Here is a 26,350-nt window from a genome sequence, read left to right as displayed (position 1 = left end):
AAGACACGACATGCAAGACAAAGACAGCTGGATGGAAGCCGTCGGCCAGGTGCTGGACGCTTACCTGCTCAAGGCCCAGGACGACCGCTTCGACCAAGCGGGCAGGGCGCACCTGGCCCACGACCTGGCGCGCTGCTTCGACAGTGGCGAGCCGCTGCGCATGGTGCTGCCGGGTTTCCCGTGCAAGTCGCCGAATGATCACGACAAGACCTTCGGCGTACTGCCCGACCATGGCGAGGTGATCGCCATCGAGCGCCTCGACCGCCTCGCCCAGGAGCTCGCCGAGCTCCACGCCCCTGGCTGCGAGATCGCGATCCTCAGCGACGGCACCACCTTCAACGATATCGTCGGCGTGCCGGACGACGTGCGCCGCGCCTACAACCAGGCGCTGCGCACCCTGTGCACCACCCATTGCATCCGCTGGGTGAGCATGGAGGACCTGTTCCCCCAGGCCAGCAGTGCCGAAGCCCTGCGTGCCACCCTGGTCAAGCAGGCCCGTCTGCCGTGGAAGAACGTCGAGGCACTGATCGAGCAGTGCCAGCACGACGAGGCCCTGGGCCGGACCCACGACAAGTTGTGCAGCCACCTCTACAACGACCTGCGCCTGTGCCGCCAGGCCGGGCAGGACGAAGACGAGCACCTGCGCCAGATCAGCTACAAGGCCTACCAGATGATGCTGCGCGGCCAGGCCTTGAATGCGGCGGTCGAGCGGTTTTTCCCCGGGCACGTGCGCCTGTCGGTGCACCAGTACGACAACGCCGGCCCCAAGTTCACCGTGGCCCTGGCCGAGGGGCTCGATCATGTAGTCAGCCCCTGGCATGCAGTGCCGGTGCGCCAGCTTGACGGTCACCAGACCCTGCGCGGCCGCGCGCAGATCGACGCCGCGCGGCATGTGCTGGTGACCTGGCGGGGGCAGCCATGGCTGTTCCATGAAACAGCGGGCGAGGCGCTCGAGGGCTTCAACTTCACATTGCAGAAGCTCCCCCTGTTCGGGTTGCTGGTCAGCGACCCGCTGGGGCTGGGTTTCCAGCGACTGTCTACCGAGACCTTGCAAGCCCTGGTGCGCAGTTTCGGTTTTGTCTGCCTCAGAGGCTGTGAATTCACCGACCAGCAGGCATTCGCCACAGACTGTGAGCGTTTCGGCACCATCTACCGTTGGTCCTTTGGCGAGGTGCATGTGGTCAAGCCGGCCGACCAGCCCCAAGGCGTGGTGCATTCGCTGGAGAAGACCCCCTTGCACTGGGACCTCAACATGCTGCCCGACAGCGATCCGCTGGTGCAGCGCGATGCCAAGTTCTGCGCCCACACCTTCATGCTGTATTGCAAGACGCCGCCGCAGCCGGGGGAAGGGCAGACCACGGTCGTCGACAGCCGCAACGCCTTGCGCAAGGTGGGCCTGCGCACCGCCCGCCAGTGGCAGGGCATCGATTTGACCTACTACACGCGCATGACCTATTTCGGCGGTTCGCCGCGCAGCTACTCGCTGGTCGACCTCGATCCGCGCAGCGGCGAGCGGGTACTGCGCTACCAGGAGGGCTGCCAGTCGTCGTTGCAGACCCTCGAACAGAAGGTGCAGGGGCATGACGAAGCCTTCCAGCAGGCATTGATCAGCCAGCTCGATGAACTGGTCTATGACCCCGAATGCCTGATTGCCCATGAGTGGCAGGCGGGTGACCTGGTGCTGATCGACAACTACCAGACCTTGCACGGGCGCCTGCCGATGAGCGCGGCCTCGGCCGCGCGCGAACTGTGGCGGGTGCAGGTCTACTGAGCCCTTTGACGGCGGTGCTTGCCGGTGTTTCGGCAAGCTCCGCCTGCTGAGGAGGGTTCTGTAATTACGATTTTTTTCAAATGAAGTGGCTGAAAAAATATAATAAAACAGGAAATTATCCTTTACTAAGTGATCATGGCGGGATTATGTTGTTTGTCGGCCGCCGCAGCGGCCAGCGTCGCTCGGACGGTTCCGGGCGCTTACGTCTCTCGAGGAACACATGGCCAACCCAGGTTCGCCGCGCCGCTTTGCGCGCATCGATCGTCTCCCCCCTTACGTCTTCAACATTACTGCCGAGCTCAAGATGGCCGCCCGCCGCCGTGGCGAGGACATCATTGACCTGAGCATGGGCAACCCTGATGGCGCCACGCCGCCACACATCGTCGAGAAACTGGTGCAGGTTGCCCAGCGCGAAGACACCCATGGCTATTCCACCTCCCGTGGCATCCCGCGCCTGCGCCGCGCCATCTCCAACTGGTACAAGGAACGCTACGAGGTCGACATCGACCCGGAAAGCGAAGCCATTGTCACCATTGGCTCGAAGGAAGGCCTGGCGCACCTGATGCTCGGCACCCTCGACCACGGCGACACGGTCCTGGTGCCCAACCCCAGCTACCCTATCCACATCTACGGCGCGGTGATCGCCGGCGCCCAGGTACGTTCGGTGCCGCTGGTACCGGGCGTGGACTTCTTCAACGAGCTGGAACGGGCGATCCGCGAATCGATCCCCAAGCCGAAGATGATGATCCTCGGCTTCCCGTCCAACCCCACCGCGCAGTGCGTGGAGCTGGATTTCTTCGAGCGTGTGGTGGCCCTGGCCAAGCAGTACGATGTGCTGGTGGTGCACGACCTGGCCTACGCCGACATCGTCTACGACGGCTGGAAAGCGCCGTCGATCATGCAGGTGCCGGGGGCCAAGGACATTGCGGTGGAGTTTTTCACCCTGTCCAAGAGCTACAACATGGCTGGCTGGCGGATCGGCTTCATGGTCGGCAACCCTGAGCTGGTCAGTGCCCTGGCGCGGATCAAGAGTTACCACGACTACGGCACCTTCACTCCGCTGCAGGTGGCCGCCATCGCCGCCCTGGAAGGCGACCAGCAGTGCGTGCGCGATATCGCCGAGCAGTACCGCCAGCGCCGCAACCTGCTGGTGAAGGGCCTGCACGAGTTAGGCTGGATGGTCGAGAACCCCAAGGCCTCGATGTACGTGTGGGCTAAGATCCCTGAGCAGTACGCTCACCTGGGGTCGCTGGAGTTTTCCAAGAAGCTGCTGGCCGAGGCCAAGGTTTGCGTGTCGCCGGGGATCGGCTTTGGCGACTACGGCGATGATCATGTGCGTTTTGCCCTGATCGAGAACCAGGACCGTATCCGCCAGGCCATTCGCGGGATCCGCCAGATGTTCCGCGCCGATGGTTTGACCAGCAAGTAAACAGGTCCGACCTCATCGCCGGCAAGCCGGCTCCCACAGGATGGCACTGGACCTTGTGGGAGCCGGCTAGCCGGCGATGGGCCGGTACAGGCGATATCGATCACGACTTTCAGATCGCCGATCAGCGGCGATCTTTTTTTGCATTCCCCCTCTTCTCAGCCGCCCGCGCCTGGATTACAAATAGCGCCGCGGGCGCCCGCCCCGATAACAACAACCTCCCTCCCTGGCCATCATGTCCGAACAGAACCCTTGCCTGACCTGCGGCGCCTGCTGCGGCTACTTTCGTGTGTCTTTCTTCTGGGGTGAGTGCCAGTCCGCCGGTGGCCTGGTGCCCGACGACCTGGTCGTGCAGATCAACCCGACCCGCGTCGCCATGATTGGCACCGACGCCAAGCCCTGCCGTTGCGTCAGCCTCGGCGGCGAGATCGGCACGCAGGTGGCGTGCTCCATCTACGAGAACCGCTCCAGCCCCTGCCGCGAGTTCGAAGCGTCGTGGGAAAACGGCGTGCACAATCCGAGCTGTGACGACGCTCGGGCAGCCTATGGCCTGCCACCGCTGACGCCGCCGGGCGCCAACGAGCCGCATTGGCCGGACGACGGGGCGGAGGTCGCCTGAACCTGCTCGGGTCAAGCCTGCTCCTCGCGGAGCAGGCACTACCGTTCGTCGGTTGGATCCAATGAGCGCATCGCTGAAACCCGCGAAACACGTGCCGCCTCGACAAAGTATTAACACCATTTGACCGGCATCGACGGCAAGCCGCCCGCCCCTGAGCGGCTACACATTCCTTCAAAGGATGTTCGTAGCCATAGATCAGGTATTTCGGCCGTCGCGTGTGTCACTGCTCCTGCCCACCCTGCTGTACACGCTTTCAAGGACTGAATCGCCTGATCCACGAAGGAGCTTTCCGTGGACAGTCGCGCCGCCCCCCGTTCGCCCGCCCGTTTCTCCCAACTGTCGCTGGCCGTCAGCCTGGCCGTGACTGCCATGGCCTTTGGTCTGCACGGCGAACAGGCGCTGGCCGCCTGCAGCCTGGCCGGTTCCACGGTGACCTGCAGCGGCGCGGCCAACCCGCTCGCGCCGAGCTATTCCAACAGTGGCAACGGCCTGACCGTCAATGTCAACACCGGTGCCTCGCTGGGCGTGCTGCTGGGCGTGGGCGGCACCGCGCTGTCGCTCACCGGCAACAACATCACGTTGAACAACTCCGGTACCGTCAACCCGTCGTTGCTGGGGATCCTTAGCATCCAGTCCACTGGCGCCGTGATCGGCAACACCAGCACTGCCAGTACCATCAACATCACCAACAATGCCACGGGTGTGATTCGAGGAACCGGGGCGGTGCTGGGCGCGAGCCTGTTGAACCTTACCGGCATGGCAATGGACGTGCGTAACGCTGCCGGAGGTGTCACTACCATCAACAACGCAGGCAGCATCGGCTCCACGGCATTGGCCAGCCTGACGATCATCAGCGAGGACACCCCGGTCATCGCCGTGAGCGGTGGCGGGTCGGTGGACTTCACCAACACCGGCACCGTGCTGGGTCGTACAGCATTTCAGGCGTCGGCAGGCGGCAACACCTTCACCAACGCCGGGAGCCTGACCGGCAGCCTGTCCATGGGCGCGGGCAGTACCAACCGCTTCAACGCCATCACCGGCTCCAGCCTCAGCGCGGGAGCCGGTGTCGGTGTTTCGCTGCTGGTCACCAGTAACCCCAACCTGGCCTTCGCGCCTGCAGGGGTGGTCGACGGCGGTGCCGGCGGCACCAATACCCTGGCGCTGCAGAACGCCATCGGTGGCGGCAGCGGCACCAGCGGCAGCGGCACCATCAACGCCTCGAACTACATCAACTTCAACCGCCTGATCGTCGACAGCGGTACCTGGTCGCTGATCGGGCAATTGCTCAACGGCACCACCCAGACCACCCTCAACGGTGGCTTGCTCAACTTCGACAACGCCAGCGCCTTCGGTACCGGTGGCATCACGGTGAACGGCGGTGGTCTCGCGGGCACGGTGGCAGGCCTGGGCCTTAATAACGCGCTGACCTTGAATGCCGGCCTGAACGTGGGTGGCGCCACCGACATGGCCCTCAATGGCGTGGTTTCGGGTGTTGGCGGCTTGACCAAGACCGGTGCCGGGCTGCTCACCCTTGGCGCCAGCAACACCTACAGTGGCGGTACCACCCTGGCCGCCGGGGGCCTCAACCTGACCAGCGCCACGGCGCTCGGCACAGGCGGGCTGACCGTCAGTGGCGCCGGCAGCCTGCAAGGCAGCGTGCCGCTGGTGTTGAACAACGCGGTGGCGCTGAACGCAGCCTTGACGCTGCCCGGCAGCAACGCACTGACCCTTGGCGGCGTACTCAGCGGCACCGGCTCACTGGTCAAGAGCGGCACCGGCAGCCTGACGCTCAATGGCCTCAATACCTTCAGTGGCGGCACCTCCCTGGCCGGCGGAACGCTTACCTTGGGTAGCGACACGGCGTTGGGCAGCGGCGCCCTGACGGTGACCGCCAGCAGCACCCTGGACAGTGCCTCGGCGCTCAACCTTGGCAACGCAATCGCCCTGAGCGCAGGCACGCTCACCCTCGCTGGCAACAATGCCACCACCTTGGGTGGCATCATCAGCGGTACCGGTGCGCTGGCTAAGGCGGGCGCAGCCGACCTCACCCTCAACGGCATAAATACCTACAGCGGCGGTACCAGCCTGGCGGGTGGCAAGCTTACCGTCGGCAACGGCAGTGCGCTGGGCACTGGCGCGCTGACCTTGGGGGGTAACGCCAGCCTCGATGCCAGCAGCGCGGTAAGCCTGGGCAACGCCATCAGCCTTGGCGCCAACACTCTGAACCTGCTCGGCACCAGTGCCACCACCCTGGGTGGCGTGATCAGCGGTACCGGTTCGCTGGTCAAGAGCGGGGCAGGGGACCTGGCGCTGAACGGCAACAACACCTTCAGTGGCGGCCTCACCCTCAACGCCAGCAAGCTCACCGTCGGCAACAGCAACGCCCTGGGCACCGGCGCCCTTACCCTTGGCGGCAACGCCAGCCTGGACGCCAGCACGGCGGTGAGCCTGGGCAACGCCGTCAACCTCGGCGCCAATACCCTGAACCTGTTGGGCACCAGCAGCACCACGCTGGGCGGCGTGATCAGCGGTACCGGCGCGCTGGTCAAGAACGGCAGCGCCGGGTTGACCCTGAACGGCAGCAACACCTTCAGCGGCGGCACGACCCTCAACAGCGGTGTTCTCACCGTGGGCAACAACAACGCCCTGGGCACCGGCGGCCTCACCTTGGGCGGCAACGCCAGCCTCGACGCGGGCGTGGCGGTGAACCTGGGCAACGCCATCGACCTGGCCGGCAACACCCTGACGTTGCCTGGCACCAGCGCAACCACCCTGGGTGGTGTGATCAGCGGCACCGGCGCGCTGGTCAAGAACGGCAGCACCAACCTGACCCTGGGCGGCGCCAACACCTTCAGCGGTGGCCTCACCCTCAACGCTGGCACCCTGACCCTGGCCAGTGCCACGGCGCTGGGTACCGGCGCCCTGACCGTGGGCGGCGCATCGACATTGGCCAACACGGCGGCGCTGACCCTGGGCAACGCGGTCAACCTGGGCGGCAACCTGACCCTGACAGGCGCCAACAACCTCAACCTGGCCGGGACCCTCAGCGGCACCGGCGGCCTGGTCAAGAACGGTAGCGCCAGCCTGACCCTCAGTGGCAACAACACCCACAGTGGCGCCACCACGCTCAACGCCGGCACCCTGGTGCTGGGCAGCAACACCGCGCTGGGCACCGGCGTGCTCAACGCCGCGGCCAACACCAGCCTGGACACCAGCGTCGCCGGGCTGAACATCGGCAACGGCCTGAACCTGGCCGGTAACCTCAACCTGCCCGGCAGCAACGACCTGACCCTGAGCGGCGTCATCGCCGGCAGCGGCGGCCTGACCAAGGCCGGCAACACCACGCTGACCCTGAGCGGCGCCAATACCAACAGCGGCTCCACCTTCCTCAACGGCGGCACCCTGGTGGTCGGCAACAACACGGCGCTCGGTACCGGCATCCTCAACACCGCCGTGGGAACGCACCTGGACGCCACCACCGCGGTCAGCCTGGCCAACGACGTCATTGCCGCCGGCCCCCTGACCATCGACGGCACTGCCAACCTCGGGCTGAGCGGGGTGATCAGCGGCATCGGCTCGCTGGTCAAGAACGGCAACGCCAGCCTGGCCCTGAGTGGCAGCAACACCTTCACCAACGGCACCCAGCTCAATGCCGGTACCTTGATTCTCGGCAGCAACACCGCACTGGGCATCGGCGGACTGACCCTGGGCGGCAACGCCAACCTGGACACCAGTACCGCCGTCTCGGCGACCAACAGCATCAGCCTGGGCGGCAACACCTTGACCGTGCTGGGCAGCAACGCCACCACCCTGACCGGGCAGATCAGCGGCACCGGCGCCCTGGTCAAGAGCGGCAGTGCCGGCCTGACGCTCAATGGCAACAATACCTTCAGTGGCGGCACCACCCTGAACGCGGGGCTGCTGACCCTGGGCAACAGCAATGCCCTCGGCACTGGCGGCCTGACCCTGGGCGGCAATGCCAGCCTCGACGGCAGCGGCACCCTGAACCTGGGCAACGCCATCAACCTGGCCGGCAATACCCTGACCCTGCCAGGCAGCAACACCACCACCCTGGGCGGGGTGATCAGCGGCACCGGCGCATTGGTCAAGAACGGCGCCACCAACCTGACCCTGAGCGGTGCCAATACCTTCAGCGGCGGCCTCACGCTCAATGCCGGTACCTTGACCCTGGCCAGCGCCGCCGCGTTAGGAACCGGCGCGTTGACGGTCGGTGGCGCGGCGACCCTGGCCAACTCGACGGCGATGACCCTGAACAACGCCGTCAACCTCGGCGCCAACCTGACCTTGCCGACCACCAGCAACCTCACCCTGGCCGGCACCCTCAGCGGCGCTGGCGGCCTGGTCAAGAACGGCAGCGCCACCTTGACCCTGAGCGGCAACAACACCCACAGCGGCGCCACCACCTTCAACGCCGGCACACTGGTGGTCGGCAGCAACACGGCACTGGGCACCGGCGCGCTCAACGCCGCCAACAACACCACGCTGGACACCAGTGCGGCCGGGCTGAACCTTGGCAACGCGCTCAACCTGGCGGGCAACTTCATCCTGCCCGGCAGCAACGATTTGACCCTGAGCGGCGTCATCGCCGGTGCCGGCGGCATCACCAAGAATGGTGGCACTACCCTGACCCTGACCGGCAACAACAGCAACAGCGGCATCACCCGCCTGAACGCCGGTACCCTGGTGGTCGGCAGCAACACCGCGCTGGGTACCGGTACCCTCAATACCCTGGCAGGTACCCACCTGGATGCCAATACGGCGGTGAGCCTGGCCAACGATGTGAACATCGCCGGCCCGTTGACCATCGATGGCAGCGCCGACCTGGGCCTGAGCGGCGTGGTCAGCGGCATCGGTTCGCTGGTCAAAAATGGCAACGCCAACCTGACCCTGAGCGGCAACAACCTCTACACCAACGGCACCCAGCTCAATGCCGGCACCCTGACCCTGGGCAGCAACACCGCGCTGGGCATCGGCGCCCTGACCGTGGGCGGCAACGCCAATCTCGACGCCAGCACCGCCGTTGCCGTGACCAACGGCATCAACCTCGGCGCCAATACCCTGACCGTACTGGGCAGCAATGCCACCACCCTCGGCGGTCTCATCAGCGGCAGCGGTGCGCTGGTCAAGAACGGCAGCGCCGTGCTGACCCTCAACGGCAACAACACCTACAGCGGCGGCACCACCCTCAATGCCGGCACCCTGGTCCTGGGCAACAACAACGCCATCGGCGGCGGCGCCCTGAGCGTGGGCGGCAATGCCAGCCTCGACTCCAGCGCCACCCTCAACCTCGGCAACGCCATCGCCCTTGGCAACGGCGCTACCCTGACCCTGCCAGGCACCAACACCACGACCTTGGGCGGCGTGATCAGCGGTGCCGGGGCCTTGACCAAGGACGGCAGCAGCAATCTGACCCTGAGCGGCGCCAACACCTTCAGCGGTGGCCTGAACCTCAATGCCGGCACCCTGACCTTGGCCAACGCCGCGGCGCTGGGCACCGGGGCATTGAACGTCGGCGGTGCCTCGACGCTGGCCAACAGTGTGGCGATGACCCTGGGCAACGACGTCAACCTCGGTGCCAACCTGACCCTCGGCGGCAGCAACAACCTGACCCTTGGCGGCGTGCTCGGCGGTACCGGCGGGTTGATCAAGAATGGCGTGTCCGACCTGGCGCTTACCGGCAACAACACCTTCAGCGGCGCCATCGACCTGCTTGGCGGCAGCATCACCACGGTCGGCAACACGGCCCTGGGCAATACCTCGGCGGTCAGCGTCGGCGCCGGCACCAGCCTCAATCTCGGCGCCAGCGCCACCATCGGTGGCCTGAGCGGGGCCGGCACGGTGAACATCGCCGGCGGCGGCGACCTGACCCTGGGCGGCAACAACCTCAACAGCGTGTTCAGCGGTGCCCTGGCCGGCAGTGGCGGGCTGATCAAGACCGGTACCGGCAGCTTCGAGCTGTCCGGCGTCAACGTGCTCGGCGGCAATACCACGGTCAATGCCGGCCTGCTCAACGTCACCGGCTCGCTGGCCAGCCCCAGCGTCCAGGTCAACAGCGGCGCCAGCCTCGGGGGCACCGGCAGCCTGCTCGGCGCAGTCGACATTGCCAATGGTGCGCACCTGCTGGCCAACAGCGGCGCGACCCTCAGCACCGGTGCGCTGACCCTGCACAGCGGCTCGATCCTCGATTTCGGCCTGGCATCGCCGGCCACCGGCGGCACCGCAGTGGTCAGCGTCAATGGCAACCTGACCCTGGACGGTACCCTCAACGTCACCGACCTCGGCGGCTTCGGTACCGGTATCTATCGGCTGTTCGACTACACCGGCGCGCTGGTCGACAACGGCCTGCTGATCGGCAACGTGCCGGGCGTCATGTTGCCCGGCGACCTTCAGGTGCAGACGTCCATTGGCAGTCAGATCAACCTGCTGGTCGGCGGCGCCAGCGGCACCGTGCAGTTCTGGGATGGCGCGCAAAGCGTGCCCAATGGCGTGATCGACGGCGGTACCGGTACCTGGAACGGTGGCAACACCAACTGGACCGATGTCAACGGCGTGCTCAATGGCAGCTGGGCCAGCGACTTCGCGGTATTCCAGGGCACCGCAGGCGATGTCACCGTGGTCGGCACCCAGGCCGCCACCGGCCTGCAGTTCGTCACCAACGGCTATCGCCTGATCGGCGCCGGTGGCCTGGACCTGGTCAACGGCAGCAACGGCGCCTTTGCCTTGCGCGTCGATCCGGGTGTCACCGCGACCCTCAACGTTGGCCTCTCTGGCAGCGGCCAACTGGCCAAGCTCGACAGCGGCACGCTGGTGCTCAATGGCGCCAACAGCTATACCGGTGGCACCCTGTTCAATGGCGGCACAGTGGTGGTCGGCAACAACACCGCCTTCGGTACCGGCACGGTCAGCACCGCCAACGGCACTACCCTGGACAGCAATACGGCCGTCACCCTCGGCAACGCCTTCAGCCTCAGCGGTGCCCTGACCGTCGCCGGTTCCGCCGATCTGGGCCTGTCCGGCGTGGTCTCGGGGGGTGGCAGCCTGATCAAGAATGGCGGCGCCAACCTGACCCTGGGCAATGCCAACACCTACAGCGGCGGCACCAGCCTGGGGGCCGGTACCCTGACCCTGAGCAACGCCCAGGCCCTGGGCACTGGCGGCCTGACCGTGACCGGCGCCGCCAGCCTGGCCACCACCGGCAACCTGGCGCTGGGCAATACCATCGCCCTGAACGCCAACCTGACCCTGCCGGGGAGCAACGACCTCACCCTCAACGGTGCGCTCAGCGGCACCGGTGGCCTGATCAAGGGTGGCGCCGGCACGCTCACCCTCAACGGCAGCAACAGCCAGCAAGGCATTACCAGCCTGAATGGCGGCACCCTTGTGATAGGCAGCAACACGGCGCTGGGCACGGGTGCCCTGAACGCAGCCGGCGGCACCACCCTGAGCAGCAATGCCAACGTCACCCTGGCCAACCTGATCAACCTGGCCGGTAACCTGACCGTCGCCGGGGCGCAGAACCTGACCTTGGGCGGCAACGTCACCGGCGTCGGCGGTTTGACCAAGACCGGCAGCGGCACCCTGACCCTGAACGGCACCAATGGCAATCTGGGCAACACCAATCTCAATGCCGGCACCCTGGTGCTCGGCAGCGCCAGCGCCCTCGGCCTCGGCCAGCTCAACGCGGCTGCCGGGACCACGCTGGACAGCGCCTCGGTGATCACTATCGGCAACACCGTCAACCTGGCGGGCAACCTCACCATCGCCGGCAGCAACGACCTGGGCCTGGGCGGGCTGGTCACGGGGGCCGGCAGCCTGACCAAGAACGGTGCCGGCAACCTCACACTCAGTGGCGCCAACACCTTGATTGGCGGCGTGACCCTCAATGCCGGCACGCTCACCCTGGGCAACAACCAGGCCCTGGGTACCGGCAACCTTGTCGTCGGCGGCGCCAGCAACCTGGCCACCACGGGTGCCTTGACCCTGGCCAACCAGGTGGCGCTGAACGACACCCTGAGCCTGACCGGCACCAACGACCTGACATTGAACGGCGTGATCAGCGGTACCGGCGGCCTGACCAAGACCGGTACCGGCAACCTGACCCTCGGCGCCGCCAACACCTATCAAGGCAGTACCACGCTTGGCGCTGGCACCCTGACCCTGGGCAACAACAGCGCGCTGGGCACGGGCAACCTGTCGGTGACCGGCAACAGCACCCTGGCCACCACCGGGGCGCTGCAACTGGCCAATGCCATCGGCATCGGCGCTACCACTACCCTGAGTATCAACAATGCCCAGGCCCTGACCCTAGATGGTGTGATCAGCGGTGCCGGGACGCTGAACAAGCTGGGCGCCGGGCAACTGGTACTCAATGGCAGCAACACCTACGCCGGCGGCACCTCGCTGCAGGCCGGCAGCCTGCTGCTGGGCAATGCTGGCGCCTTGGGCAGCGGCGCCCTGACCGTCAACGGCGCGGCTGGCCTCGACGCCAGCCAGGCGCTGGTACTGGCCAATGCCGTCAACCTAGCCGGTGGCAACCTGACCCTCGGCGGCAGCCAGGCGCTGACCCTCGGCGGTGTGGTCTCCGGCAACAATGGCCTGGTCAAGAACGGCGCCGCCAGCCTGACCCTCAACGGCAACAACACCTACAGCGGCGGCACCACCCTCAACGCCGGCACCTTGGTGGTCGGCAGCAACACCGCGCTGGGTAGCGGCGATCTCAGCACCGGCGCCAACACCAGCCTCGATGCCGGCAGTGCGGGCGCTACCCTGGCCAACAACGTGCACCTGGGCGGCACCCTCAACCTGCCCGGCAGCGCCGACCTGACCCTCACCGGCGTGGTGGATGGCGTCGGCGGCCTGAGCAAGGCCGGTGCCAGCACCCTGACCCTCAATGGTGCCAACAGCTACCTGGGCGGCACCACCCTCGGTGCCGGCCGGCTGGTGGTCGGCAACGACAACGCGCTGGGGCAGGGCGCCCTGACCGTCGTCGGGGCCTCGTCCCTCAGCAGCGGCGCCAGCACCACGCTGGCCAACAACGTCACCCTCAACGCTGGCCTGACAGTCGATGGCAGCAACGACCTGACCCTAAACGGCGTGATCAACGGCACGGCAGGCCTGACCAAGAACGGCAGCGGCAACCTGACCCTCAATGGCAACAACGGCTACCAGGGCGGCACCCAGCTCAACGCCGGGCGCCTGACCCTGGGCAGCAGCGGCGCACTGGGCACCGGCACCCTGGCGGTCACCGCAGACGCCACCCTGGCCAACAGCTCACCCATGGCCCTGGGCAACACCATCGCCCTGAGCAACGGCGCCAACCTGACTGTCGAAACCGCTAATGCACTGATCCTCAGCGGCGACCTTGGCGGCAGTGGCAACCTGGTCAAGACCGGCGTCGACGACCTCACCCTAGTCGGGGTCAAGACCTTCACCGGCAACGTCGACATCCAGGCAGGCTCCCTTACCACCCTCGGCAGCGGTGTGCTGGCCAACGTCGACACCCTCAACGTCGGCGCCAGCGGCCAGCTCAACCTCAACGGCAACGCCAGCCTCGGCAGCCTGACCGGCAGCGGCCTGGTCGATGTCGGCATCGGCAGCGTCCTGAGCCTGGGCAGCAATAACCTCAGCAGCACCTTCGCCGGTGGTCTCAACGGCCTGGGCGGCCTGACCAAGGTCGGCAGCGGCACCCTGACCCTGACCGGCACCAGCAACCTGGCCGACAACACGCAGGTCAACGCCGGTACCTTGAAAGTCGACGGCACCTTGGGCAGCAACCTGCTGACCGTGGCCAGCGGTGCGACCCTCACCGGCAGCGGCACCGCCAATGCCTCGGTGGTGATCGACAACGGCGGCCACCTGGCCGGGCAGAGCGGCGCGACCCTGGGCCTCGGCAGCCTGGTGCTCAACAGCGGTTCGATCGTCGATATCGGCCTTGGCTCGCCGTCCACCGGTGGCACCGCGCTGTTCAACGTCGGTGGCAACCTGACCCTCGACGGCACGCTCAACGTGAGCAGCATCGGCGGCTTCGGCAACGGTGTGTACCGCGTCTTCGACTACACCGGCGCCCTCACCGACAACGGTCTGGACTTCGGTAGCTTGCCGCTGGGCGTGGGCCTGGGTGACGTGACCTTGCAGACCGCCCTGGCCAACCAGGTCAACCTGCTGGTCAGCGCCGCGGGGCTCAATATCCAGTTCTGGGATGGCAGCCAGAACGTGGCCAACGGTCAGGTCGACGGCGGTGCCGGCGTATGGAACGCCGGCAATACCAACTGGACCGACCTCAACGGCCTGACCAACACCACCTGGGGCAGCACCTTCGCGGTGTTCCAGGGCACCGCCGGCGATGTCACCGTTGACGGCAGCCAGACGGTCAATGGCCTGCAGTTCGTCAGCGATGGCTACCGCCTGCTGGCCGGCACCGCCGGTGCGCTCGACCTGATCAACGGCACCAGTGGCGACACCAGCGTGCGGGTCGATCCGGGCGCCACGGCGACCCTCGATGTCGGCCTGACCGGCGTCGGCAAGCTCAACAAGCTCGACAGCGGTACCCTGGTGCTCAACGGCAGCAACAGCTACAGCGGCGGTACCGTGCTCAGTGGCGGCACTTTGATTGTCGGCAGCAACACGGCCCTGGGCAGCGGTGCGTTTGAAACCGCTGCGGGTACCACCCTCGACAGCAATGCCTCGGTCACGCTGGCCAATGCCATCACCCTGGCGGGGCCGCTGAACATCGCAGGCAGCAACGACCTGGCGCTGGGCGGCAACATCGGCGGCGCCGGTGGCCTGGTCAAGGCTGGCAGCGCCCGGCTGGCGCTGGCTGGCAACAACACCTATGCCGGCAACACCGCGCTCAACGGCGGCACCCTGGTGCTGGGCTCCAATACCGCGCTGGGCAGCGGCAGCCTGAACACCGTGGCCGGCACCAGCCTGGACAGCAGCCAGGCCGTGACCTTGGCCAACAACGTCAACGCCACCGGCGACCTGACGATCCTGGGCAGCAACGACCTGACCCTCGGCGGCACCGTCGGCGGCAGCGGCCGCCTGCTCAAGGCCGGCCTCGCCCGCTTCGCGCTGATGGGCGCCAACACCTACAGCGGTGGTACCGAGCTGCAGGCCGGCACCTTGGTGGTGGGCAACGATGCGGCCCTTGGCAGCGGCGGGCTGGATGTCACCGGTAATGCCAGTCTCGACAGCGCCAGTGCCGTAACCCTGGCCAATCCGGTCAACGTGGGGGGCGTGCTCAACGTGTTGGGCAGCAACGATCTGCACCTGGCCGGCGTGCTCAGCGGTGCCGGTACCTTGAACAAGAGCGGCGTGGCTGACCTGACGCTGTCGGGCAACAACACCTTCAGCGGCATCCTCAATATCCTGTCCGGCAGCCTGAGTACCATCGGCACCACCGCCCTGGGCACCCAGAGCGAGCTGAATGTCAGCAGTGGCGCCAGCCTCAACCTCGACGGCAACACCACATTGGGTGATATCGGAGGCACCGGTGCGATCGCCATCGCCGCCGGCAACAGCCTGAGCGTCGAGGGCGGCACCTTCGATGGCAATATCGGTGGGACCGGCACCCTGAACAAACTCGGCGCCGGCACCCTGGCGCTGCGCAGCGCCAACAGCCACACCGGCAATACCAATGTGCAAGGCGGCGGGCTGAAGGTGGATGGCTCCCTGGCCAGCGGCACGGTCAACGTCGCCAGTGGCGCCACCCTCAGCGGCGCCGGCAGCCTCGGTGGTTCGGTGACCGTGGCCAATGGCGGCAACCTGGCGGCCATCGGCGGCAGCACCCTGAATGCCGGCAATCTGGTGCTCGACAGCGGCGCCAACTTCAACGCTTTGCTGGGCGCGCCGTCGGCTGGCGGCACACCGCTGGTCAACGTGGCCAACGACCTGACCCTGGGCGGTACCCTCAATGTCACCGACATCGGTGGCTTCGGCGCCGGCGTGTACCGCCTGTTCGCCTACGGTGGCAGCCTCACCAACAACGGCATGAGCTTCGGCACCACGCCGGTGCCGGTCACCGACCTGACGGTGCAGACCGCCGTGGCCAACCAGGTCAACCTGGTGGTCGGTGGCGCCAGCAACGTGTTGTTCTGGGACGGCAGCCAGACCGTGGCCAACGGTGTGATCGAGGGCGGCAGCGGCGTCTGGGATGCCACCAACACCAACTGGACCGACGCCAACGGCGTGCTCAACGGCACCTGGAACGATACCTTCGCCGTGTTCCAGGGCGCCCCCGGCACCGTCACCGTGAACGGCAGCCACAGCATCACCGGCCTGCAGTTCGTCACCGACGGCTATGTGCTCAATGCGGGGACGGCCGGTGAACTGCTGGGCAACGGCACCACCAACCTGCGGGTCGACAGCGGCGTCACCGCCACCCTCAACGTCGCCCTCAACGGGACCGGCAGCGTTGCCAAGCAAGACGGCGGCACCCTGGTGCTCAACGCTGCCAATGGCTACAGCGGCGGTACCGCCCTCAACGGCGGCACCTTGGTGCTAGGCAACGATAGCGCGCTGGGCAGTGGCGCCCTGACGGCCGCGGGCGGCACCACGCTGGACAGCAACACCGCCGTGACCCTGGCCAACAATGCCGTGCTCAACGGCGCCCTGGCCATCGCCGGCAGCAACGCCCTGACCCTCAACGGGGTGGTCAGCGGCACCGGTGGGCTGATCAAGAATGGCGCTGGCCTGCTGACCCTGAATGGTGCCAACACCTACAGCGGCGGCACCCAGATCAACGCAGGCGGCGTGGTGGGCAATACCACCAGCCTGCAAGGCGCGATCCTCAACAACGCGGCCCTGACCTTCGAGCAGAACGCCAATGGCAGCTACACCGGCAACCTCACCGGTACTGGCACGCTGACCAAGAACGGCACCGGCGAACTGCTGCTGACCGGCATCAATGGCCTGACCGGCGCGACCCAGGTCAACGCCGGCAGCCTGCTGGTCAATGGCCGCCTCGACAGTACCACCGTGCAGGTCGCCACCGGCGCCCGCCTGGGCGGCAGCGGTACTTACGGCGGCGCGGTGCAGATCGCCAATGGCGCCACCCTGGCTGCCGGCCAGAGCGCCACGCCGCTCACCGTCGGCAGCCTCGACCTGGCGTCGGGCAGTGCCCTGGACTTCAGCCTCGGCGCCCCGGCGGCCTCAACCACCGTGGTCAAGGTCAACGGCAACCTGGTGCTGGACGGCACGCTGAACATCACCGATGCCGGCGGCTTTGGCACTGGTGTCTACCAACTGTTCAGCTACGGCGGCACGCTCACCGACAACGGCCTGGTGTTCGGTGCGATTCCGGGCAGCGTAGTGCTGGGTGACCTGACCCTGCAGACCGCCATCGCCAACCAGATCAACCTGGTGGTGCAGAACTACGGCGAAGAGCTGCAGTTCTGGAATGGCGGCAAGACCAACCCCGATGGCAGCATCGGCGGCGGCAGCGGTACCTGGGGGCCGAACACCGGTTGGACCAACGCCAGCGGCACCAGCAACGAAGGTTGGAGTGGTGGCTACGCGGTCTTCGGCGGTACCCCGGGCACCGTCACCGTGGTGGGCAACCAGTCGTTCGAGGGCTTGCAGTTCCTCAGCAACGGCTACCAGGTCGTTCCGGGCGCTGGGGGTAGCCTGACGCCGGTCAATGGTGCCGATGGCAGCTTGGCGCCGGTGCGTGTCAACGCAGGTGCCACCGCCACCGTCAGCGTGCCGCTGGTCGGTAGCGGCGGCATCGAGAAACTCGACGCCGGCACTCTGATCCTCTCGGGTGCCAACACCTACAGCGGTGGCACCACTGTCAGCGGCGGTACCCTGGTCGGCAACACCACCAGCCTGCAGGGCAGTATCCTCAACAATGCCAACCTGGTCTTCGCCCAAGGCAGCAATGGCACCTTCAACGGCACCCTCAGCGGCACCGGCACCACCACCAAGCAGGGCGGCGGTACCTTGCTGCTGACCGGCAACCAGCCGTTCAGTGGCGCCTTCAACGTCAACCAGGGCGTGTTGCAGGTGGGCGATGCGGCCAATCCGGGCAGCAACCTCGCAGCCCAGGTCACAGTGGCCAATGGCGCCGCACTGACCGGCAATGGCACCGTCGCCGGCCTCACCAACAATGGCACCGTGCTGCCAGGGCCTGCCGGTAACCTGAACGTGTCGGGCAACTTCACCAACGGCGCCACCGGCACCCTGGTGATCGACCTCGGCACCTCGCCGGTGAACTACCTGAATGTGGGCGGCACCGCCAACCTCGGCGGCAGCCTGATGGTCGCCAACCTGGCCAGCGGCAACGGCCAGTACACCGTGGTCAGCGCCGCGGGCGGGGTGAACGGCACCTTCGCCACCACCAACCTGGCCAACTCGGCGTTCCTCAACAGCTCGCTGGACTACGGCGCCAACCAGGTGACCCTGTCGGTCAGCCGCAACGGCAACTCCTTCGCCGATGTCGCCGCCACTGGCAACCAGCGTGGCGTGGCCACCGCGCTGGCCAGTGCCGGGGCGCCGGCCGAACTGGTCAACAACCTGCTGCCGCTGGACCGCCAGGGCGCCCAGGCCGCGTTTGACAGCCTGTCCGGCGAGATCCACGCCAGCACCGCGACCGTGCTGATCGAGGACTCGCGCTACGTCCGCGACGCGGTCAATGACCGCCTGCGCCAGGCCGACTGCACCAACCAGGACGACCCGCGTCGCACCCTGGCGCCGACCGCCAACCAGCAACTGACCAGCGAAGGCTGCCAGGGCCAGGCCGTGGGCTGGATCCGCGCCATCGGCGGCTGGGGCACCTATGACGGCAGCAGCAGCCATGCCAGCGTCGACCGCGACCTGTCGGGCTTCATGCTCGGTGTCGACCGCGCGCTGGACGATGAGTGGAAAGTGGGCGCCGCCGCCGGCTACACCCGTTCGAGCATTGATGCGCACCGTCGCCGCTCCGACGCCACGGTGGACAGCTACCACCTGACCACCTACCTCGGCTACCAGCTCGATGCCTTCGCCGCTCGCCTGGGTGTGGCCTACAGCTGGCACGACATCGACACCAAGCGCGATGTCAGCGTGGGCAGCTATGACGACCGTCTCAAGGCCAAGTACAAGGCGCGCAGCGCCCAGGTGTTCGGTGAGGTGGGTTACGCCATAGATGCCGGCGGCATTGCCCTGGAGCCGTTCGCCGGGCTGGCGTATGTCAACTACGACAGCGATACCGCCCATGAGAAGGGCGGGGCAGGGCGGCTGGAGGGCAAGGTCGACCAGGATGTGACCTTCTCCACCCTGGGCGTGCGGGCTGGCAAGCGCATCCTGCTCGACAGCGGCAGCACCATCACGCCGCGGTTGTCGGTAGGCTGGCGCCATGCCTTCGGCGACGACAAGCCCGATGCCGATCTGCGCTTCATCGGTGGTGGCGACGGTTTCAGCACCGAGGGTGTGCCGATTGCCAAGGATGCGGCGGTGGTCGAGGCCGGGGTGGACCTGTCGGTGGGCGCGAGCGGCAAGCTCGGGGTCGGGTACTCCGGGCAGCTGTCCAGCGAGAACCGCGACCATGGCGTGGTGGTGAGCTTCAGCATGGGGTTCTGAGGTAGCTTCCAGGGGCCGTCGTGTGGCCCATCGCGGGGCAAGCCCGCTGTCACGAGATTTGGCGTGTCTCTCGTGGCAGCGGGCTTGCCCCGCGATACGTTTCTGCATGCGTAAGATTTTTCCGAAATTGAAACCAAATCCTTCAGCCAGCCAGCGCTTCGGATCTATCCTACGCGCCTGCCGGAAGGCTCTGAATTGGCCGGGAAATACATCAGGGGTACCGTCTCTGGGTCGTCACATTTGGCGACCGGGTGTGAGAAGCCCGTTGTGTGAACCATGTCGATTTCGTCAATGGCGGTCGTGCGCGTGCAGGCTTTGGCCTGACCGTGGATTCATGGTTACACACGGGCTTCTCACCATGCGTACGACTGCCACCCTAATCTGTGAGAAGGATCGAGGTGGTTGTTCCTGAAGTTCAATTTCGAGGAGTAACCATGAAAAAACTTGTACCCGACCCACCCTATCCAATCCCCTTCGTCACCATCATCAGCGACCTCGACCCCGAGGAAGCCATGGCCCATGCCAACAAGCTGATGCACATCCTCAGCGACACCGTCCACGCCTACACCGTCTGCCAGCGCGATGCGCGCCTCGACGTGATGATGGACAGCGTCGAGATCCTCGGCCAACTGGTCATCTCGCTGGTCCGCCACGCCCGGGCCAAGGGGGCGCCGGTATGAGCGACGACTTCAAGCCCGGCCCGACCCAGGGCAAGACCACCTGCCTCGAGATCTTCTGTATCCAGCCCGGCATCCCGTTCGACCACGCTTTCAGCGACCTGTCGGTGCTGCTCGGCTGCGTGGCGCATTTCACCACCGAGGCCGAGATGGAGGGTGACCTCATGGCAGCCAGTGCGGCGCGGATTCTCAGCGGGCTGGCCAAGGGGCTGATCGATGACATGGAGCTGGGGTTGAACCGGTAGCGGTGAAAGGGGGCCGCAAAGCGGCCCCAGGGATGCCAGACCGAGCCACTGTCGTTAGACTGTCATCTCCTCACCACCGGACAGGAGTCCCGGCGTGCCCGACCCCCGCAGTTTCCCCAGCGACCTGTGCCTCGACAGCCCACGCCTGCAGTTGCGTCCCATGCGTCATGGCGACGCGCAGCAGTGGCTGACCATCATGGCCGACCCCGAGGTCATGCGTTACTGGTACCACGCCCCCTGGCAGACCCTGGCCGAGGCCGAGAGCGCCCTGGCTGCCGACCGCGAGGCGTATGCCGCCGGCCAGTTGCTCAAGCTGGGCATGTACCGCCGTGACAACGGCGAGCTGATCGGCATGGTCCAGCTGTTCAACCTCGAAGAGGCCTCGCGCCGGGGCGAAATCGGCTACTGCCTGGCCAAGTCCGCCCAGGGCCGGGGCTACATGGACGAAGCGCTGACCTGCTTCATCGACTACCTGGCCCACACCCTGCACCTGCGCCGCCTGGAGGCGGAAATCGACCCGCGCAACCAGGGCTCGGCACGTACCCTTGAGCGCCAGGGCTTCGTCCTGGAGGGCACCCTGCGCGCCCGCTGGTGCGTGGCCGGCGAGTTGTCTGACTCGGGGCTTTACGGTCTGCTGCTAGAACCGCCTGTCGCCTGACGCCCGCTTGAGCTATGGTCGCGCCTTTCGCTGCTGGATGGAGCCTGCGCGTGCCTGCTTTTTATGTGATGTTCACCCTTGTGCTGTTCCTTCTTTGCCTGTGTTTCGATGGCCTGCTGATGGGCGTCGACGGGCATATGCCGGCGCTGCAGATACTGCTCATGGGCCCATGGGGCATTGCCTTCGGGTTGTACCAGTGGTTTGCCAATCCATTGCTGGGGCTGGCGATCCTCGCCCGCCGGCGTTTTCGCCGGGTGGCGCTTGGCGCTGGCCTGATCGCCCTGGGCCTGGCGCTCAGTTGCCTGGGCATCGAGCGGCTGCCGGACAACCGCAGCTATGAATTCCTGCCGCTTACCGGTTTCGGACCCGGCTACTACCTGTGGACACTGGCAATCCTGCTGTTCTGCCTGGGGCAGGGGTGGTGGTGCCGCAAGGCGCAGACGGCGCAGGATATGCCGCGCTGGCGCTGGTTCGATGTGCTGCTGATCGCGGTGCTGACGAGCACGATCTACCTGGCGACTCAGAGGCCCAGCCTGGGCGTGCAGATTCGCAGTTCCGACGAGCCAATGGAGCAGGTACAGGCAGGCTGAACTCTCCAGACGCGCCTTGGGTTTGGAAAGACGGCAGGGGCTGGGTTAAGGTCGCAGCTCGTTCGCTTTTACCAGGTGCCTGACTTGCCCGCTTTCTACCTGACCACAAGCCTCGCCCTGTACCTGCTGAGCCTGGCCTTCGATGGTGCCCTGACAGGCGCAGGGCGACATGTACCGGCATTGCAGATGCTGCTCTACGGCCCATGGGGTATCGCCTTCGGCCTGTACCAGTGGTTCGCCAACCCACTATTGGCGCTGGCGGTCCTAGCCCACCGCCGGTTCCGCCGCCTGGCGCTGGGGTGCGGCCTGCTGGCGCTGTATCTGGCGGCCAGCAGCTTCGCGATCACCCGATTGCCGGACAACCAGAGCTACGCCTTCCAGGATGTGACCGGCTTTGGCGCGGGCTTCTACCTGTGGTTGCTGGCGATCCTGGTGTTTTGCATGGGACAGCTATGGTGGTGCTGGAAGGCGCGTTCAGCAGCGGATGTACCGGGTTGGGGCTGGCTCGATGTGGCGCTGATCGCGGCCCTGAGCGTGGCGCTGTATGCCGGTACGCAAATGCCATCGCTGCGCTTCGAGCCGCACAAGGTGATCGTGCCGCCGGAGCAGCCGCGCACCTTGTGATGGCCTTAACGCGCCGTGCCCCACTGCACCGCGATCATCCCGAGCACGATCATTCCCACTCCCGCCAGCCGCAGCAGGTTCACCGGTCGCTCCGGCAGGCCCATGAGGCCGAACTGGTCGATCAGCAGCGACGACAGCACCTGCCCGGCCACCACGCAGACGATGAACCCCGCCGCGCCTAGCCGTGGCGTCAGCACCAGCGCGGCGGTGATGTAGAGCACCCCGGCAATCCCACCGAACCAAGCCCACCAGGGCGCATGGGCCAGTTGCTGCACCTGTGGCAGCGGCGCGCGCATCAGCAGCAGGGCCGGCACCAGCATCAGCAGGCTGACCAGCAACGACACCCCGGCCGCCCACAGCGGATGACCGAGCAGGCGCCCGAGCGCGGCGTTGCTGCCCGCCTGAAACGGCACGGCAGCCCCGGCGAGCAGGGCGATGAGCAAGGGAAGGGCGGCGAAGAGGCTGGCGGGCATGGTGTCTACTCCTGGTCAAAACACTGGCCTCAGTCTTCGCTATGCACTTCAATGATGGAAATTCGAACTTCGCACAGGCTGTATTCGTACCATGGATGATTTGCGCCGTATCGACCTCAATCTATTGCTGACTCTGCACGCCCTGCTCAGCGAGCAGCATGTCTCGCGTGCGGCATTGCGCCTGCACCGCAGCCAGCCGGCGGTCAGCCATGCGTTGGCGCAGTTGCGCGAGATCTTCGCCGATCCGCTGCTGGTACGACGCGGTGGCCGCCTGCAACTCACGGCCCGCGCCGAAGCCCTGCACGCGCCGCTGCAGGAGGCTTTGCAGCAACTCGACGGATTGCTCGGCACGCCGGGCTTCGAGCCGGCGCGGGCTCGGCGTACTTTTCGCCTGGCCATGTCCGACTACGGCGCCCGCGTGGTGTTGCCTTCGCTGATGCGCCTGTTGCGGCGCGAAGCACCGGGCATCGACCTGGTGGTGTCCCAGGGTAGCCGCGAGGCGATGCTCGGCCAGTTGATCGACGGCGAGGCGGACCTGGCGCTGGGAGTGTTTCCGGAGCTGCCGACGGAAATGGCTCAGCAGGTGCTGTTCGAGGAGTCCTTCGTCTGCCTGGCCGATCGCGCCAGCCTGCCGCCTCGCGGTGGCCTGGCGCTGGACCCGTGGCTGGCGCGGCCCCATGTGCTGGTGGCGGTGCGCCCCGGCATCGACAACGAAATCGACCAGGCCCTGGCCACCTTGGGCGCACGTCGGCGCATCGCCTTGACCCTGCCGCATTGGGGCGTGGCCCAAAGTGTCATTGCCGGAACCGACCTGGTGCTCACCGTGGCCCGGCGCAGCCTCGTTGGTGCTCGCCTGGATCCGGCCCTGCGCCAGTTCGCGCCGCCCCTGGCGATCTCGCCGTTCGCCTTCGCCCAGGCCTGGCACTCGCGGCGCGACGGCGATGCCGGGCACCGCTGGCTGCGGGCGCAAATCCAGGCGTTGTGCGTGAACGAAGGCGGAGCAGGATGCTAGGCTGTGCCGCATTCATCTGCGAAAAGGAAAGCCCATGTTCAAGCATTGCCTGGTCGGCGCCGCCGCCCTGCTGATCGTTGCCGGCGCCCAGGCCGAGGACTATTCGCCCACCTATACCCAGTGCATGGACAAAGCCTCCAGCACCCTGGCCATGGGCGCCTGCATCCAGGCCGAGACCCAGTTGCAGGATGACCGGCTGAACCGGGTCTACAAGCAGCTCATGGCCAAGCTCGACAGCCAGCAGCAGAAGGACCTGCGCGAAGTCCAGCGCACCTGGATGAAGTACCGCGACGGCAACTGCGCGTTCCACGGCAAGTTGAGCAACGGCAGCATCTACCGCATCGAAGGCGCGATGTGCGAGATGGACATGAGCAAGGATCGGGCGGCGGAGCTGGAGCGGGTGCTCAGCCCGGGGCAGTGATACGGCATCCGCGAATCAGGCGCCGCGTTGTTCACGCAGTGCCCGGGCCTTCAGGTACTCACGCACTTCCACCCCGTCTCCGGCGAACTCGATCCGTTGCGCCTTGGCCGCACGCTGGTAGGCGTACATCGGGTCGTAGTATTCCTTGAGCAGCCCTTCTATCCACCCTCGGTGCAGGCTCACGTCGCCGCTGCGCAACTGCTCCTCCAGCGCCTGGTCGAGCAACGTCGACAGCCGCTGGAAGCGCTCGCCGCCCAGGCGTTTGTGGATGTTGATCAGGCTCTGGCGCATGCGTTCGGCGAACAGCGGGCCGCCGGCCTCTGCACCGTGCACGGCGATGAACTCGGCGCACAGGTTGATTACGTAGTCGCGCAGGATGCGTTCCACGCGATGCTCGAAGCTGTCTTCAAGCCACACCAGCGGATAGCGCTGCATGCCCTGGTACAACTCCAGCGGCACCGCGCAGCTGCCGACCACGCGACCTTCGTCCTCGAGCACGAACTGGCCGATGCCCTGGTCACGTTTTTTCAGAATGTCGATGGCCAGCGCATTCTCGAAATCGATCTGCGCCGGCTGTGCGGTGGCGCGCTTGCCGAAGCTGGAGCCGCGGTGGTTGGCATGGCCTTCCAGGTCCAGCACGTTGTCCAGCTGGAGCAGCACGTCGGTCTTGCCGGTGCCGGTCAGGCCGCCCACCAGCACGAAGTCGCAGTGCTGCACCGCTTGTTGGGTAGTCTCCAGCAGCAGGGTGCGCATGGCCTTGTAGCCTCCCACCACCTTGGGGTACTGGATGCCGGCTTCTTTGAGCCAGCCTTGGACGATCTGTGAGCGCAACCCGCCGCGGAAGCAGTACAGGTAGCCGTCGGGATGAGCCTGGGTGAAGGCCGTCCAGGCGTCGAGGCGTTGCTGCTTCACCGCACCGTTGACCAGCTGGTGGCCCAGGGCGATGGCGGCGGCCTGGCCCTGCTGCTTGTAGCAGGTGCCGACTTTCTGCCGCTCCTGGTCGGTCATCAGGGGGAGGTTGACCGCACCGGGGAAGGCGCCCTTGGTGAATTCGATCGGCGCGCGCATGTCCATCAGCGGCACGTTGTTGAGGAACAGCTGTTTCAGCTCGGTGCAGTCGGGGCGCATCAGATCACCTCGACTGCGTGGCTCTGTCGTTCGACCAACTCGCCGATCGGCGCCAGTTCGAGCCCGAGTTCCCGGGCCACGGCAAGGAATTCGGCCTCGCCCTGCGGGCTGACCGCCACCAGCAGGCCACCGCTGGTCTGCGGGTCGCACAGCAGGTGCTTCTGCTCGTCGCTCAGTGCGCCGATCTTGTGGCCGTAGCTGTCGAAGTTGCGCAAGGTGCCGCCGGGGATGCAGCCCTCGGCCAGGTAATGCTCGACGCTGGGCAGGCGCGGTACGGCAGCGAACTGCAGGCGGGCGGTAAGGCCGCTGCCCTCGGCGACTTCGACCAGGTGGCCGAGCAGGCCGAAGCCGGTGACGTCGGTCATCGCCTGCACGCCGTCGAGCTTGCCGAAGCGGCTGCCGGGGGTGTTGAGGGTGCACATCCAGTCGCGGGCCAGACCCTGGTCCTGTTCGCGCAGCTTGGCCTTCTTCTCGGCGGTGGTGAGGATGCCGATGCCCAGCGGCTTGGTCAGGTACAGGCGGCAGCCGACGCTGGCGGTATCGTTGCGCTTGAGGTGGCGCTTGCTTACCACGCCGGTGACGGCCAGGCCGAAGATCGGTTCCGGGGCGTCGATGGAGTGGCCACCGGCCAATGGGATGCCGGCCTCTGCGCAGACCGCGCGGCCACCGCGGATCACTTCGCGGGCGACCTCCGGCGGCAATACGTTGATCGGCCAGCCGAGGATGGCGATGGCCATCAGCGGGTCGCCGCCCATGGCGTAGATGTCGCTGATGGCGTTGGTGGCGGCGATGCGGCCGAAGTCGTACGGGTCGTCGACGATGGGCATGAAGAAGTCGGTGGTCGAGACCACGCCACGTTCGTCGTCCAGGGCGTAGACGGCAGCGTCGTCGCGCGAGGCGTTGCCGACCCAGAGGTTCGGGTCCAGCGCCTGGGTGCCGCTCTCGGCGAGGATTACATCCAGCACCTTGGGAGAAATCTTGCAGCCACAACCAGCGCCGTGGCTGTACTGTGTCAGACGAATCGGCTCGCTCATGTGCACCTCGACTTTTCGTGATGCGCGATTGTAGCAAAGCTGGCCTTTGTGCCTGCGGCTCTTATACTTCCCTCGTTTGCCAGCATCGCGGGGCAA

14 protein-coding genes are annotated in these 26,350 nt (G+C 66.5%); 11 read left to right on the top strand and 3 right to left on the bottom strand.

Annotation, left to right across the window (positions count from 1 at the left end):
- The first annotated feature begins 10 nt into the window (after positions 1-10).
- The 9 genes from BMY03_RS03485 to BMY03_RS03445 all read left to right on the top strand — a co-directional run bounded on the left by BMY03_RS03485 (position 11) and on the right by BMY03_RS03445 (position 22,186).
- The gene (locus BMY03_RS03485) at positions 11-1,771 is read left to right on the top strand and encodes an isocyanide synthase family protein (protein WP_094010244.1); all 1,761 of its coding nucleotides are present in this window, start codon (positions 11-13) and stop codon (positions 1,769-1,771) included.
- Between the two features lie 220 nt (positions 1,772-1,991).
- A complete protein-coding gene (alaC, locus tag BMY03_RS03480) occupies positions 1,992-3,200 on the top strand; it encodes an alanine transaminase (RefSeq protein WP_046857052.1) in 1,209 nt (402 codons plus the stop codon).
- Positions 3,201-3,432: 232 nt separating this feature from the next.
- On the top strand, positions 3,433-3,816 hold the full coding sequence (locus tag BMY03_RS03475; RefSeq protein ID WP_038707396.1) for a YkgJ family cysteine cluster protein: 384 nt from the start codon (positions 3,433-3,435) through the stop codon (positions 3,814-3,816).
- 369 nt (positions 3,817-4,185) lie between these two features.
- Complete coding sequence (locus BMY03_RS03470) at positions 4,186-19,392, top strand: autotransporter-associated beta strand repeat-containing protein (RefSeq protein ID WP_094010365.1); 15,207 nt, start codon at positions 4,186-4,188, stop codon at positions 19,390-19,392.
- Positions 19,393-19,826: 434 nt separating this feature from the next.
- Positions 19,827-20,072, top strand: a complete 246-nt coding sequence (locus BMY03_RS03465) for a hypothetical protein (protein ID WP_023631578.1) — start codon at positions 19,827-19,829, stop codon at positions 20,070-20,072.
- Positions 20,069-20,314, top strand: coding sequence for a DUF3077 domain-containing protein (locus BMY03_RS03460; protein WP_028689794.1), 246 nt, complete (start codon positions 20,069-20,071; stop codon positions 20,312-20,314). The genes BMY03_RS03465 and BMY03_RS03460 overlap by 4 nt, the downstream gene beginning before the upstream one ends.
- A gap of 94 nt (positions 20,315-20,408) precedes the next feature.
- A complete protein-coding gene (locus BMY03_RS03455) occupies positions 20,409-20,972 on the top strand; it encodes a GNAT family N-acetyltransferase (protein ID WP_052062241.1) in 564 nt (187 codons plus the stop codon).
- Positions 20,973-21,022: 50 nt separating this feature from the next.
- Complete coding sequence (locus BMY03_RS03450; protein WP_094010243.1) at positions 21,023-21,562, top strand: hypothetical protein; 540 nt, start codon at positions 21,023-21,025, stop codon at positions 21,560-21,562.
- An 84-nt stretch (positions 21,563-21,646) separates the two neighbouring features.
- A complete protein-coding gene (locus BMY03_RS03445) occupies positions 21,647-22,186 on the top strand; it encodes a hypothetical protein (RefSeq protein WP_094010242.1) in 540 nt (179 codons plus the stop codon).
- Between the two features lie 5 nt (positions 22,187-22,191).
- On the opposite strand, the gene BMY03_RS03440 is transcribed toward BMY03_RS03445, so the two are convergent.
- Positions 22,192-22,659, bottom strand: a complete 468-nt coding sequence (locus BMY03_RS03440; protein WP_094010241.1) for a DMT family transporter — start codon at positions 22,657-22,659, stop codon at positions 22,192-22,194.
- A 91-nt stretch (positions 22,660-22,750) separates the two neighbouring features.
- Between BMY03_RS03440 and BMY03_RS03435 the strand changes: the two genes are divergently transcribed.
- Together BMY03_RS03435 and BMY03_RS03430 are read left to right on the top strand one after the other, a co-directional pair.
- A complete protein-coding gene (locus BMY03_RS03435) occupies positions 22,751-23,671 on the top strand; it encodes a LysR family transcriptional regulator (protein ID WP_094010240.1) in 921 nt (306 codons plus the stop codon).
- Between the two features lie 34 nt (positions 23,672-23,705).
- Positions 23,706-24,092 carry a lysozyme inhibitor LprI family protein gene (locus BMY03_RS03430; RefSeq protein WP_094010239.1) on the top strand — a complete coding sequence of 129 codons (387 nt, stop codon included), beginning with the start codon at positions 23,706-23,708 and terminating at the stop codon, positions 24,090-24,092.
- A gap of 15 nt (positions 24,093-24,107) precedes the next feature.
- Here BMY03_RS03430 and mnmH read toward each other — a convergent pair whose 3' ends face one another.
- Both mnmH and selD read right to left on the bottom strand, forming a co-directional pair.
- Positions 24,108-25,220: a tRNA 2-selenouridine(34) synthase MnmH gene (gene mnmH / locus BMY03_RS03425; RefSeq protein ID WP_094010238.1), complete on the bottom strand. Its 1,113-nt coding sequence runs from the start codon at positions 25,218-25,220 to the stop codon at positions 24,108-24,110.
- Positions 25,220-26,254 (bottom strand): selenide, water dikinase SelD, encoded by a 1,035-nt coding sequence (gene selD / locus BMY03_RS03420; RefSeq protein ID WP_038707400.1) that lies wholly within the window; start codon positions 26,252-26,254, stop codon positions 25,220-25,222. Before selD ends, mnmH begins: the two co-directional genes overlap by 1 nt.
- Positions 26,255-26,350: the final 96 nt, after the last annotated feature.

This window comes from Pseudomonas soli, assembly GCF_900110655.1.
In the GTDB taxonomy this organism is placed as follows: domain Bacteria; phylum Pseudomonadota; class Gammaproteobacteria; order Pseudomonadales; family Pseudomonadaceae; genus Aquipseudomonas; species Aquipseudomonas soli.
The sequence above is the reverse complement of the archived record's forward strand: the minus strand, read 5'-3'. Positions and strand labels throughout refer to the sequence as shown.